Annotated in this window: 11 protein-coding genes; 5 read left to right on the top strand and 6 right to left on the bottom strand. The window is 62.9% G+C overall.

All coding sequences use genetic code 11. The features are described from left to right. Nucleotides 1-297: 297 nt before the first annotated feature. Complete coding sequence (locus ACS8Y6_RS01450) at nt 298-1,125, bottom strand: sulfotransferase family 2 domain-containing protein (protein ID WP_440854854.1); 828 nt, start codon at nt 1,123-1,125, stop codon at nt 298-300. 408 nt (nt 1,126-1,533) lie between these two features. On the opposite strand from ACS8Y6_RS01450, the gene ACS8Y6_RS01445 reads away from it, so the two are divergent. After that, complete coding sequence (locus tag ACS8Y6_RS01445; protein ID WP_440854853.1) at nt 1,534-2,550, top strand: zinc-binding alcohol dehydrogenase family protein; 1,017 nt, start codon at nt 1,534-1,536, stop codon at nt 2,548-2,550. Between the two features lie 310 nt (nt 2,551-2,860). On the opposite strand, the gene ACS8Y6_RS01440 is transcribed toward ACS8Y6_RS01445, so the two are convergent. The 3 genes from ACS8Y6_RS01440 to ACS8Y6_RS01430 all read right to left on the bottom strand — a co-directional run bounded on the left by ACS8Y6_RS01440 (nt 2,861) and on the right by ACS8Y6_RS01430 (nt 5,358). Continuing rightward, complete coding sequence (locus tag ACS8Y6_RS01440) at nt 2,861-4,240, bottom strand: sensor histidine kinase (RefSeq protein WP_440851377.1); 1,380 nt, start codon at nt 4,238-4,240, stop codon at nt 2,861-2,863. After that, nucleotides 4,227-4,910, bottom strand: coding sequence for a winged helix-turn-helix domain-containing protein (locus tag ACS8Y6_RS01435; protein ID WP_440854852.1), 684 nt, complete (start codon nt 4,908-4,910; stop codon nt 4,227-4,229). Before ACS8Y6_RS01435 ends, ACS8Y6_RS01440 begins: the two co-directional genes overlap by 14 nt. 76 nt (nt 4,911-4,986) lie before the next feature. Next, entirely contained in the window at nt 4,987-5,358 is a 372-nt protein-coding gene (locus tag ACS8Y6_RS01430; RefSeq protein WP_440851375.1) for a PepSY domain-containing protein, read from the bottom strand. Nucleotides 5,359-5,617: 259 nt separating this feature from the next. Here ACS8Y6_RS01430 and ACS8Y6_RS01425 point away from each other — a divergent pair, with 259 nt between their 5' ends. Further along, the gene (locus ACS8Y6_RS01425) at nt 5,618-6,658 is read left to right on the top strand and encodes a zinc-dependent alcohol dehydrogenase family protein (protein WP_440851374.1); all 1,041 of its coding nucleotides are present in this window, start codon (nt 5,618-5,620) and stop codon (nt 6,656-6,658) included. A 114-nt stretch (nt 6,659-6,772) separates the two neighbouring features. Here the strand turns inward: ACS8Y6_RS01425 and ACS8Y6_RS01420 are convergent, their stop codons facing one another. Together ACS8Y6_RS01420 and ACS8Y6_RS01415 are read right to left on the bottom strand one after the other, a co-directional pair. Then, a complete protein-coding gene (locus ACS8Y6_RS01420) occupies nt 6,773-7,681 on the bottom strand; it encodes a diguanylate cyclase (RefSeq protein WP_440851373.1) in 909 nt (302 codons plus the stop codon). A 562-nt stretch (nt 7,682-8,243) separates the two neighbouring features. Continuing rightward, nucleotides 8,244-8,678, bottom strand: coding sequence for a phosphate-starvation-inducible PsiE family protein (locus tag ACS8Y6_RS01415; RefSeq protein ID WP_440851372.1), 435 nt, complete (start codon nt 8,676-8,678; stop codon nt 8,244-8,246). A gap of 635 nt (nt 8,679-9,313) precedes the next feature. On the opposite strand from ACS8Y6_RS01415, the gene eat reads away from it, so the two are divergent. Genes eat through eutC form a run of 3 tightly spaced genes read left to right on the top strand, consistent with a single transcriptional unit; the run spans nt 9,314 to nt 12,889 of the window. Further along, nucleotides 9,314-10,681, top strand: coding sequence for an ethanolamine permease (eat, locus tag ACS8Y6_RS01410; RefSeq protein ID WP_440851371.1), 1,368 nt, complete (start codon nt 9,314-9,316; stop codon nt 10,679-10,681). 4 nt (nt 10,682-10,685) lie between these two features. Next, nucleotides 10,686-12,074, top strand: coding sequence for an ethanolamine ammonia-lyase subunit EutB (locus ACS8Y6_RS01405; protein WP_440851370.1), 1,389 nt, complete (start codon nt 10,686-10,688; stop codon nt 12,072-12,074). Continuing rightward, nucleotides 12,071-12,889, top strand: coding sequence for an ethanolamine ammonia-lyase subunit EutC (gene eutC / locus ACS8Y6_RS01400; RefSeq protein WP_440851369.1), 819 nt, complete (start codon nt 12,071-12,073; stop codon nt 12,887-12,889). The genes ACS8Y6_RS01405 and eutC overlap by 4 nt, the downstream gene beginning before the upstream one ends. Nucleotides 12,890-12,991 lie beyond the last annotated feature (102 nt).

Below are 12,991 nucleotides of genomic sequence, written 5' to 3'. Positions count from 1 at the left end.
ATCCGCCATTAGTCTGACCTTCGAAAAACTTATAAAACGGATGATTTTCAGAAAACGTTGCCCGGACAGCTTGCGACTGATGGATCCGCGATATCCAGCTCTCAAGTGGCATCGAAAGGGCGCGGACATACAATAATTCGAGTCATGACGACTCGTCCTGCCGGAATAACCCTTCGAACCGGATAATCGCCCGTTACCGGCAATCGCCTCGCTCATCCCGCGATCCCGGCCGCAACATCCAGGGCTCAGCAGCGGAATCCACGAATCTGGCACGGCACGACCGCGAACTCGCGGCATTCAGTAACGATCGATCAGCTGGCGCATATCGATGCCGCGGGCACGCACGTACAACCGGATATCGGCACGGTAAGCCTCGACGAAACGATCGAGCGAAGAGCCATCGAAGAAATCGGCGACGGCCGGAAAGTGATCGTAACCATTCAGATCGCGGGCGGTTGCCCGTGCCGGACAATCAATTGCGTGTGCGCCGGGCGCGGCATATGCCGTTTTCTTTGAAGACGCGACGTGGAAGCCGTCCGTGACCATGCCCTGCTCCCGGAGGAAAGCGAGCGTGTCAGACAAGTTGTCCACACAGCCATAGAAATCGAAGCGATGACGCCCCAGAAAATGACTCTGGCTGCGATAATGCTTGTTGCGCTGCTTATCCGGCTTGGCCAGCACATAATCAAGAAATTGCTCAAAAGTGATCGTGCGCCGATTGATATCCCGGTTGTGGAACCGGCTGATGCCGCGATAAAAACGAGGGTGCGGCGCGTCGGGTGGGTTGCCCGTGCTTTTTTTGACGACACGATCCAGAAACCCGCTGACGATACGGGCCATGGGGTCCCGAATGACAACGAATGTCTTGTAATGGCGGGCACGATGAATCGTTCTCCGGGTAACCGGAATGTCTCTGATCCCTGTGCGCAACCGGTACCCGCGCGGGGATTCCGCCGACGCGTCGAACCCTGCCCCCAGCGGGTGGTTGGCGGTGAAAAGCGCGCGCATGTAGCTGCTCGCGTTTTTTGGAATTCTCAGGAAAACGAGGCGATGTTCATGGGACACCCAGAAACGCACGTCGCGCCTGGGTCTGCGGTCCAGAGCTGCCAAAAGTTGTGCTTTCACGAACCGGCCATATCGAAATCCGATGCATGCTGCAAATAAAACGACATGACGCCGGCTCCGGAACGCCCCCTGAAGATAACGACCATAACGATAAACTAACGAGAATCCGTGACTTTTTGTTTACCGCCAACAATAATCGGGCCGTGACGGGCCGGGTCTAACGTTCGTCATTTTTCCGTTCGGCCGCTGGCGACTGTTGCCGTTTCGTCGGCGTCCGCGCCAAGCGCCAACCGGCGTCGCGCCAGCCCCGGGCGTCGCCGCGGCGGACCGGATCGGCAGAGCACGCCGCTAGCGCCCGGGCTTTCAATTCATTCCCGGCGTCGCCATACACCGCCATACGCACGACGCCAACGCCGCGGCGATGATCGACCCAATCCGCGGCGCCTCTTTTCAATCAGGAGCAACGCCATGAAAGCTATCGCCACCCGCGGCGCAACCGATATCAACGCCCCCGGCGCCTTCGAGACGATCGATCGCCCCATCGCGGAACCGACCGGCCTGGATCTGCGGGTTCGGATCGATGCCCTGGCCGTGAACCCGGTCGACACCAAGGTCCGTGCCGGCGCGCTGGGCGATCTCGGCGAGCCGGCCATTCTCGGCTGGGACGCCGTCGGCAAGGTCGAGGCCACCGGCGACGAGGCGTCGGGTTTCGAGGTGGGCGACCGGGTCTATTACGCCGGACAGGTCGACCGGCCGGGTTGCGATGCCGAGCAGCAACTCGTCGACAGTCGGCTGGTCGCCCATGCGCCACAGCGCCTGAGCAACGAACAGGCCGCCGCCATGCCACTGACTGCGCTGACCGCCTGGGAAGGGTTGTTCGATAAGCTCGGGCTGCGCGCGGACCCCGGCGCGCACAGCGAACAAACGCTGCTCGTGATCAACGGTGCCGGCGGCGTGGGCTCCAGCGTGATCCAGCTTGCCCGGCAACTCACCGGCATCAGTGTGATCGCAACCGCGTCGCGCGTGGCATCGGCCGACTGGTGCCGCACGCTGGGCGCCCACGAGGTCATCGACCACCACGAACTGGTTCCGGCCCTGCGCGCCGCCGGCCACGACACGGTCGACTACATCTTCAACTGCCATGATATCGGCGTGCACTGGCAGAACATGGTCGAAGCCATCCGCCCGCTGGGCCGGATCGTCGCCATCGCCGAAACCGAGCAGGCAGTCGATATCAATGCGCTGCAATCCAAGGCCGCCAGCTTCTGCTGGGAGTTCATGTTCGCCCGCGCGCTGCACGGGTATCACCCGGAACGTCACGGCGAAATCCTGGCCGAGCTCGCCGGGCTGCTCGACTCGGGCCGCATCCGCAGCACGCTCGGTGCCGTGATCGGGCCATTGAATGTAGACAATCTCACCGAAGCCCATCGACGCCTCGAACAAGGCCATACCGTGGGCAAGCTCGTGCTGACCGCCATGGCATAAGTGTTGCCCTCGCCGGCCCGTGCCGCGCTCGGGCCGGCACTGCGCGCCACGACGGCAGATCAACCGCATGGCCCGGCCCCGGCGCGGGTTGCAAACCGAATCTGCACGGCGCACCCCTCGCCGCAGGCAAGCGGTTATTAACCCGGCACAAAAATAGATGATTTTTCGGGTTAATAGCGCGCGTATGCGACCGCATGCTCGCCGCGGCCATCGGCCGCGAAGCCTTTGAAAACAAAAGACGGACAGGCGCCGGCTTTTATTTTTGAAGGCGTTAAAAACAGCTGATGAAGTCAGCTGTTTTGATGCCGGATTAATAATCCGCCAACGGCAGACGGAACGAGACAATCAACCCCGGCGCATTATCCTCGAGTCTCAGGACGGCATCGTGGAGATCGACCACCGCCGCGGCCATACTCAAACCCAGACCACTGCCGGGTGTGGTACGGCTCGCTTCGAGCCGGTAGAACCGCTGTGTCACCTTATCGATGGCCTCGGAAGGAATACCGGGCCCGTTGTCGGCAATACAGACCACAGCACTGCCCTGGCTCGTTCGCAGCCGGATATCGATATGGGAGCCGGGCGGCGTATGCGTGATCGCGTTTTCGATCAGATTCGCCAGCGCTTGTGTCACCAGTTCGCGGTCGCCGCGGACGGCCACAGCCGGCTCGATTTCGGCGGCAAGGACATGGCCCGTCTCTTCGGCCACCACGGTGTAGGTCTCTGCGAGCGTATCCGCCAGCGCCGACAGGTCAAAACGCGTGAAGCGTGCGCGCCGGCTGCCGGACTCGATCTGCGCAATACGCAGCAACGCGGAAAACGTCTCGAGAATCTGATCGGTTTGCACAATGGCCCGATCGACGGCGCGCTGGTAATCATCCACCGAATGGGCCTGCACGCGGGCCGTATCCAGCCCCTGACGCAACCGGCCGAGCGGCGTGCGCAGGTCATGCGCGATATCGCTGCTCACCTGGCGCATGCTGTGCATCAGGCGTTCGATCTGATCGAGCATCCGGTTGAGATGCCGTGCCAGATGGTCGAATTCGTCGCCGCGCCCACTGTCGGGCACGCGTTGCGACAGATCGCCGTCGCTGATCCGGCTTGCGACCCGATTGATATTCTCGACGCGGCGCAGCGCCGCCCGCCCCATCAGCGCCCCGCCGGCGGCGCCGAGCAGCAACACGACAAGCAACCCCCAGAGCACGGCATACACCAGGCGCGCCCGTAGTGCGGCCAATTGCCGGGCATCCCGAGCCACCACCAGGACGGCCCCATCGGGCAGCCGGGTGCCATGGCGAATGATGGGCACACGCCCGCTGTCCGGCCGGTCGCGGGCGGCGGAAACGTTATGGATCGGGCGATACGCGTCAGACCAGCCGACAGCCGCCGCTGTTGCGGGAAGATCGCCGGCAAGGCGCGCCCCGTGCGCGACCAGAACATAATGATTGTCGCTGTTCCCCGATTCGAGACGATCGTTGATCGCGTTTTTCAGCTCGGCCAGCCCACCGGCGTCGTATTCCCGGGTAAGGCTATGTGTTTCGTGGGCGATGGTCGCGTGTATCTGGCTTTTCATGTAGCCCGCCGTCTGCCAATACACCACGGCAAACAGGATGACGGCGCTGAAGGTGAACAACCCGGCGTAGGCCAGGCCGTTACGGAAAGCCCGGCTGCGAAACAGGTTAGGCAGCGGCATGGATCGAGTAACCGGCGCCCCGCACCGTGTGCAGCAAGGGTGTTTCAAAACCGCGATCGATCTTGGCGCGCAGGCGGCTGATATGCGTTTCGACAACGCTCGTCCTGGGCTCGAAGTGGAAGTCCCACACGTGTTCGAGCAGCATGGTTCGAGTGACCACCTCGCCGGCGTGGCGCATGAGATATTCGAGCAGGCGGAACTCCCGCGGCTGAAGCTCGATGGCCTGGTTGCCCCGCCACACGCGTCTTTTGACGATATCCATGGTCAGATCGGCAACCTGCAGTATCGTTGCCTCGCTCTGCAAAGGTGGGCGCCGAGCCAGCGCCTGTACCCGCGCGGCCAATTCAGCAAAGGCAAAGGGCTTGGTGAGGTAATCGTCGCCGCCGGCCTCCAGCCCCTCGACTCGATCATCGATACCGCCCATCGTGGTCAGAAACAGCACTGGCGTCTTCAAACCCGCATCGCGCATGGTTTTCACGATGGCCAGACCATCCAGCCGGGGCAGCATGCGATCCACAATCAGCAACGCATAGCCGCTTTCTTCCGTCGCGAAAAACAGGCCTTCGGCGCCATCGCGCGCGATATCGACGGTGTGCCCCAGTTCGCGCAAACCGCGCGCTACATAGTCGGCGGTCTCCGGATCATCTTCAATCAGCAGAATCTTGCGCACGCCGTGGCCTACTCGTTTTCCGTCGGACTGAGGGCGGCAGACGGGGCACGCCCGCCTGCCGACCGCTGGCCCTATCCTAATCGTCTGCGCCGTTTCGGTCCTGATCGTGGTCTTCGGTTTCGCCGGCGTGCGAATTCGACGACTGCTCGTGCTCGCTCCGGGCCTCCTGTGCCTCGGTATGCGCACTTTCGCTACTGTTTTCGAGCACCTTGCCGGAAACGGCATCGATGCCGACCTCGCGAATCCCGTGCCTGGTCTGTACATCGAACGAGTAACGCAAGCCCGAACCGCCGCCTTCCTTTTCCAGCTCGGCGCTCTTGATCGTTCCATGCACCTGGTTCAGCGCCTCGGACCGGGCTTGCTGCATGGTTAACTTGGCGCCATCCGGCGTGCCGGTGCCTGCGTAGGCGGCAGTCGAAATGCCGCCGACGACGGCCAGCGCGGTCATTGCAATCGTAAAAGCTTTAAAACGCATCGTTTTCTCCTGAAGAACATAACAATCCTCGGGACTCGTCGTGGGCCCGAAACCCGCCCTGCGGGTGATCTACAGACTCGCAGGCCCGGGCTTGCGGGGCGTTTGCCGCAACTTTACGAAACCGTAAGAACACGCTCGCGCGCCGCGCATCGCGCGGCCCGGCTCTCGAAGCGCCGGCCGCCCGCCACGCGTATCATCGCTCGGGCAAGCGCCCCAAGCTGGACCCCCTGTCATGAAAGCCGTCGTATTCGAATCGTTCCAGGCGCCGCCGCAGATTCAGCAGGTGCCGACCCCGGAGCCCGAGCCGCATGGCGTGGTTGTCCAGGTTGAGGCCTCCGGGCTCTGCCGCAGCGACTGGCACGCCTGGATGGGCCACGACCCCGACATCACGCTGCCCCATGTCCCGGGCCACGAGCTGGCCGGCACGGTCGTGGCCATGGGCAAGGACGTGTCACGCTGGCAGGCCGGCGACCGGATCACCGTCCCTTTCGTGGGCGGCTGCGGGGCCTGCGACGAGTGCCGGGCGGGCCAGCAACAAGTCTGCCATGATCAATTCCAGCCGGGCTTCACCCACTGGGGCTCATACGCCGAATACACCAGCCTCCACCACGCCGATCTCAACCTGGTCGCCCTCCCCGACGACATGGACTTCGCCACGGCAGCCAGCCTCGGATGCCGCTTCGCCACGGCCTTTCGTGCCGTGGTCGATCAGGGCCGCGTATCCGGCGGCCAATGGGTCACCGTGCATGGCTGCGGCGGCGTCGGCCTGTCCGCGCTCATGATCGCCAACGCGCTCGGCGCGAACGTTGTTGCCGTGGATATCGCCGACGACAAGCTGGAGCTCGCCCGATCCCTCGGCGCCGTAGCAACCATCAACGCCAGCGAATGCGTTGACGTGGTCGACGCGATCACCGGGATCACGCAGGGCGGCGCTCATGTCTCGCTCGACGCCCTCGGGCATCCGGCCACTTGCTTCAATTCCATCATGAGCCTTCGCCGCCGCGGCCGGCACGTCCAGATTGGACTGATGCTGGGCGAACACAGTCGACCGCCCGTCCCCATGGACAGAATCGTGGCGCAGGAAATCGAGCTGCTTGGCAGTCATGGCATGCAGGCACATCGTTACAGCGCCATGCTCGACATGGTAGGCCGCGGCAAGCTCGCGCCGGGCCGGATCATCGGTCAGCGGATTGCGCTGGAAGACGCCTGCGACGCGCTGATGAACATGAACGACTTTGCCGGCGTGGGCGCGACGGTCATTACATCATTCTGATCGTCCGGCCCGTATGGGCCAAACCCGGGATGCCCATCGAAAAACGGACGCTCTCGCGAGCAACCTCAATGCATGGCCATGCATAGCCACGAGCTCGGCCCCGGGATGTCGCGCTCAAGCCGACACCCGGAACAGTTTTTCCGTCCGGCCGCGCACCAGGTCGATCGAATCGCCCATGGCGCGCGCATCGTCGACGAATCGATGCATACTTCGATTACGACCCTCGGCCTTGCAGTGATATAGGCACTCATCGGCACAGGCGATCAGCGTATCCAGCCCCATCACCAGACCGGAAGCCGCTGTGGCTACGCCGATACTGACGGTCACCGTTGCGGCCGTCTCGGATTTTTCGTGCGGCAGGCCCACGAGTTGCAACATCGAGCGCATGGCTTCGGCCAAGCCGACCGCATCCTCGCCACTGACGTTCACCAGCACGACCAGAAATTCTTCACCACCGAAGCGGATAATCACATCGGTATCGCGGCGAAAGGTATCGCGCAGAACATTGGCGATTTCGATCAGGCACGCATCGCCGGCCGGGTGACCATAATAGTCGTTATACGCTTTGAAATGGTCGACATCGATCATCATTGCCGAAATCGAGGCGTGAAGCCGGTGACCCAGTGGCAACAGCGTTTCGAGACGTTGCTCGAGCAGGCGGCGGTTGCCAAGCCCGGTCAACGGATCGTTGAGCGTTTGCTGCAACAGGTCCTCGTGATGCTGCTCCAGCGTCGCGACGAGGCGATCGATACTGGCTCGAATCCCTTCGATGTCGCTGCGGCGCTCGCATGGGATTTGCGGCGCATCCGCGAGCGAGCGTTCACTTACCTCAGCCACATGATCAGCCAGCTGGCGCAATGGTCGAGCGATACATTGCACAAGCACCACCAGCGCGGTGATGAACGTGACGCCCAGCAACACGATCGCAATTGCATGTCGATTTTGAACGTCGATATTCCGGATCAGCGCCCACGGCCAACCGCGCGCCGGCCGCAGTAACTGCCAGACGCCGCACTCGGCCAACACGAACAGGCCGAGCAGACCCAGAAAAAGCCGCCGCGGGGAGCGGCCCGTGCCCCATGTATGTTGTCGCTCCATCCCCCGCCCCTTTCTCAGGCCGGCGTCGCGCCCCGTCAGGAATTCCGGATGACGCGGTCCGTTCCGGGATTATCGGCCGATGCGGGCCGAGCTTGAACGCAGGCGCGCCGCATTCGCCGGCAACCGCGCGGCCCCCATCGCACGCACCGCCATCACGCGCGAGCACACCGAAGCCCGGCCCAAGGCGAGCTCACGCATCGGCCACCCAGCAACGACGCGCGCCCGTGCTCCGCCTCGTCCGAAGCGAACGATGAACCACGCTCTTCGCCTTTTGCACGACAGCCGCGACAATCCGCGCAGACGCCGATCCACGTGACCCCGAGCGCTCGCATACTGATGAACAGGGCCGATTGCGCGCCGACCGGGGCGCGACGGTGATCACGGCATTGCAATCGTCCGGCCCGGATGGGCCGACAGCCGGCATGAATGGCAAAAGACCCTCAGCCTTCGGCAACGCTGCATCGCCGCCGAAGCGCCGGCAATCCGCTCAGGAATGATCGCGCGGCCTGGGCGGGAAGAACCCGGTAATGCTGCGGGCAATGACCAGCACGATGAGCAACAGGGCGAGTACCAGCAGATGCGAAGTATCGAAGGTCTTGCCGTACAGCGTAACGAGCATATCGCGCAAAATGAACACGGCCGTTACGTCGATCAACATCGACAGTCGAATGCGCCGCACCTTCACATACTGAACGAATGTACTGAACAGCTCGATGATCACGAATACGTCGAGCACGCTCGATACCAGATCGCGAAAGTCGGCGGCATCGAGCTCGGCTGTCTTCATGGTCGGCAACAGCCGGAACAGCCCCGCCGTCACATCGAAAAAGGCAAACCCCAATGTCACCAGCATGACCAATACCAGGCCGATGACCACCACATCGATGGCGACATCGTAGACACGCATGATCACGTCTTTCACGGCATCCTCGAACGTTGGCCGATTTCGCGCGGCAAGCGTACACCCGCCGCTCGACGCGAACCACAACGATGCCAACCGCCCGCCCAACTCACCCAACGGCAAAACCGGCGGCCACGCCCAGGCAGGCGATGAGCTCAGGCCGGCCTCGGCTTACACGATAGGCCGCTCAAACGTCATCGCACGCCGCCGGATCCGAGCGCGGCGGTAGCCGGTAGACCCGATGCTTCGGGGCCATCGTCCCGCAGAGCGGCGGCGCCTATGGACACGCACGGCCGGCTATGGGTCGTTGCCGCCCCTGATCCGGCCGCGCCGCGATCGCCGTTTCTACCGTCCGGACCTATCGGCTGTGGGCTTGCCGACCGGGCTGCGAACAGCTCGGCAATCGCGAACGCCCACTTTGCCTATGGCCACGCGCTTCGCACCGGCTTGGTGCCCTGCCATTCAGCACGCACCGAACGGAAGCATAAACCAACCCATACCCGGCTATGCATCAGGCGTGCAACATTTTTTTTGCTTTATTTTCATTGGCTAACGCACCAATGGCATGGCGTTTGCTTATTTTACCAACGCGGTACGGGCGTTCTGCTCGTCAAGCCAACCCGACACGACATCTTCTGCATCTGCGAGCGTGAGCTATGACTACAGAATCCGGACCTGGTCTGCGCCGAGCATTGGGGTCCTGGCACCTTTGGGGCATTGGGGTCGGGCTGGTCATTTCCGGCGAATATTTTGGCTGGAACTACGGCTGGGGCGAAGCCGGCACGATCGGCTTTCTGATCGCCACCCTGTTGATCACGGCGCTGTACACCACCTTCGTGTTCAGCTTTGCCGAGCTGAGTACAGCGATTCCACACGCGGGCGGCCCGTTTGCCTTTGCGCACCGGGCCCTGGGGCCGTTCGGCGGCCTGATCGCCGGTTACGCCACGCTGGTTGAATTTGTCTTCGCGCCGCCGGCCATCGCCTATGCCCTGGGCGGCTACGTCCATTTCCTGTTTCCGCAGATTCCGGTAATGACCGTCGCCATTGGCGCATATCTCGTTTTCGTGGGCATCAACCTGTTGGGCGTGAAGCAAGCTGCCATCTTCGAACTGTTCGTGACCATCGTGGCGATCTGCGAGCTCATGATCTTCATGGGCGTGGTGGGTCCGCATTTTTCCGCTGATAACTTCATGAGGGATCCGATGCCGAACGGCATCGGCGGCATTTTCGCGGCCATTCCGTTCGCCATCTGGTTCTACCTCGCCATTGAAGGCGTGGCCATGGCCGCCGAAGAGGCCCGCGAACCGAAACGCACCATTCCGCGCGGCTTCATCGCGGCCATCGCCACTCTGGTTGCGCTCGCGCTCGGGGTCATGTTCATTGCCGGCGGCGTGGGCGACTGGCATCAACTGAGCGACAAGGACTATCCGCTGCCCGAGGCCATGGCGATGGCGGTCGGCAAGGACAGCGGCTGGGTCCATATGCTGGTCGGCATCGGCTTGTTCGGCCTGATCGCCTCGTTCCACGGCATCATCATCGGCTACTCGCGCCAGATGTTCGCCCTGGCACGCGCCGGCTATCTGCCGAAGGCGCTGGCCCGGATTCATCCGAAATACCAGACGCCGCACTGGGCACTGATCACCGGCGGGGCTATCGGCATCATTGCCCTATTTTCAGGCAAGACCAATCAGTTGATCACCATGGCCGCCATCGGCGCGGTGGTCATGTACATCGTGAGCATGATCAGTCTGTTCGTCCTGCGGGTGAAGGCGCCGGAACTGCATCGTCCATACAAAGTGCCGTTCTACCCGATCTTCCCCGCGGTCGCTCTCGGCCTCGGCATCCTGAGCCTGGCTGCCATGGTGTATTACAACCTGGCCATCGCGGCTATATTCCTCGTGCTGTTCGCTGTCGCGCTGGTCTATTACCTGGCGACCCGGCGCCAGCGTCAGGGTCAGGGCCTCGAGGTATCCCCGGAGGTCCCGGCCATGGAAGCGGCCCTGGCTCGTGGAGACGTGGACTGACGCCATGGCTTACAGACATGTGATCGACGGGGTCGCGTATCGCTTCGAGGATCTTCGCTGCCTCATGGCGAAAGCCTCGCCGGCCCGTTCCGGGGATATACTGTCAGGTTTGGCGGCCGAATCGGCTGTCGAGCGGGTGGCCGCACAACTGGCCTTGAGCGAGGTTCCGCTCAAGGCTTTTCTCAATGAGGCGCTGATCCCTTACGAGAAAGACGAAGTCACCCGACTGATCATGGACGAGCATGACACGGCGGCCTTCGCGCCGGTCAGCCACTTGACGGTCGGGGCGTTTCGCAACTGGCTGCTGTCCTACGAAGTCGACGCCCCGGCGCTGCGCGCATTGGCCCCGGGCCTGACCCCGGAAATGGTTGCCGCAGTCTCCAAGATCATGGGGCTGCAGGATCTGATCCTGGTCGCCAACAAGTGCGAGGTGATCACTCGCTTTCGCAATACCATCGGGCTGTCGGGGCGGTTATCCACCCGTCTTCAGCCGAATCATCCGACCGACGATGCGCGCGGCGTGGCGGCAAGCACCCTCGACGGCCTGCTCAACGGCAGTGGTGACGCGGTCATCGGCATCAACCCCGCCAGCGACCACCTGCCCACGATGACGCGGTTGCTGCAATTGATCGACGATATTCGCGAGCGTTACGCCATTCCCACCCAATCCTGCGTGTTGACCCATGTCACGACGCAAATCCAGGCGATCGAGCAGGGCGTGCCGATCGATCTGGTGTTCCAGTCCATCGCCGGCACCGAGGCCGCCAACGCGGGCTTCGGCATCACCCTCGGCATTCTGCAAGAAGCGCTGGAAGCCGGCCGCTCACTCAACCGCGGCACGGTGGGCGACAACCTCATGTACTTCGAGACCGGCCAGGGCAGTGCGTTGTCCGCCGACGCGCACCACGACGTGGATCAGCAGACCTGCGAAGCACGAGCCTATGCCGTGGCTCGCAAGTTTGAGCCGCTGCTGGTAAACACCGTGGTCGGCTTCATCGGGCCAGAGTACCTGTACGACGGCAAGCAGATCACCCGCGCCGGACTGGAAGACCACTTCTGCGGCAAGTTGCTCGGACTGCCCATGGGCTGTGACGTCTGCTACACCAACCACGCCGAGGCGGACCAGGACGACATGGACGGCCTGCTGACCCTGCTCGGCACCGCCGGCTGCACTTACATCATGGGTATTCCAGGTGCCGACGACATCATGCTCAACTACCAGAGCACGACCTTTCAGGACGCGCTTTACCTGCGCCAGTTGCTGAACAAGCCGCCGGCACCCGAGTTCGCGCAATGGCTCGATACCATGGAGATATTCGACCCCGCACAACGACTTCGCCACGTCGCACAGGCCCATCCCATGCTGAGTCATCCGATGACCGCCAGCGAATGAGCAACGGCATGACAAATCAACCGATAACCGCTCGGCGCGACCCCTGGGTTTTTCTAAAGCAGTTCACCGATGCGCGCATCGCTCTGGGGCACGCCGGCGGCAGCCTGCCCACCGATGCAGTACTGGAATTCCGCTTGGCGCATGCGCGCGCACGCGACGCCGTGCACCGTCCACTGCATGCCGAAGCACTTTGTGCCCGAATCGCCGAACTGGGCCTGCCGTTTCACCGGGTCCACAGCCGGGCAACGGACCGCGCCGTTTATCTTCAGCGCCCCGATCTTGGCCGGCAACTGAATGAAAATGACCGCACAGCCCTGCACAGTACCCGGACCTCATCCGTCGGCGCACGTGCCGACGTCGCCTTCGTGGTCGGCGACGGTCTATCCGCGCTGGCCGTCGAACACCACGCCGCCGACCTGCTCGCTGTGGTGGTGCCAACACTCCGGCAACAAGGCCTGAACATCGCTCCGGTTGTGATTGCCGAACAGGCGCGCGTCGCACTGGGCGATCAGGTCGGCGCAGCGCTCAACGCCGAACTCCTCGTCATGCTGATCGGAGAGCGCCCCGGGCTCAGCTCACCCGACAGCTTGGGGATTTACCTGACCTGGGCGCCGAAACACGGCCGCATGGACTCCGAACGCAACTGCATCAGCAACGTTCGCCCGGACGGGCTCAGCATTGCCGCTGCCGCACACAACCTGCTTTATCTGATCACCGCCGCGCGCGACAAACGCCTGACCGGCGTGAGGCTGAAAAACGATGCCAGCCCGCTGTCCGGGAACAGCGGGCCCGCCGCACACCTGCCCGCCCCCTGACGGCAAGACCTGTCGATGGGGCGTGCTGCCGGACAGCCCCCATGGCCAGCCGAGATCGGTTGGCTTTTTGCGACGCTTGCTCTTCGTGTAGCGGCGGAATAG

Origin of the sequence: Salinisphaera sp. RV14, assembly GCF_052044135.1 — a bacterium.
Taxonomy (GTDB): Bacteria; Pseudomonadota; Gammaproteobacteria; order Nevskiales; family Salinisphaeraceae; genus Salinisphaera.
This window is presented reverse-complemented; position numbering and strand designations above follow the sequence as displayed.

Excerpts from the sequence above, each read along its gene's own strand:
- ACS8Y6_RS01445 (WP_440854853.1), top strand. The coding sequence starts at position 1,534 with ATGAAAGCTATCGCCACCCGCGGCGCAACCGATATCAACGCCCCCGGC.
- ACS8Y6_RS01440 (WP_440851377.1), bottom strand. The coding sequence starts at position 4,240 with ATGCCGCTGCCTAACCTGTTTCGCAGCCGGGCTTTCCGTAACGGCCTG.
- ACS8Y6_RS01430 (WP_440851375.1), bottom strand. The coding sequence starts at position 5,358 with ATGACCGCGCTGGCCGTCGTCGGCGGCATTTCGACTGCCGCCTACGCA.
- ACS8Y6_RS01425 (WP_440851374.1), top strand. The coding sequence starts at position 5,618 with ATGAAAGCCGTCGTATTCGAATCGTTCCAGGCGCCGCCGCAGATTCAG.
- eat (WP_440851371.1), top strand. The coding sequence starts at position 9,314 with ATGACTACAGAATCCGGACCTGGTCTGCGCCGAGCATTGGGGTCCTGG.
- ACS8Y6_RS01405 (WP_440851370.1), top strand. The coding sequence starts at position 10,686 with ATGGCTTACAGACATGTGATCGACGGGGTCGCGTATCGCTTCGAGGAT.
- eutC (WP_440851369.1), top strand. The coding sequence starts at position 12,071 with ATGAGCAACGGCATGACAAATCAACCGATAACCGCTCGGCGCGACCCC.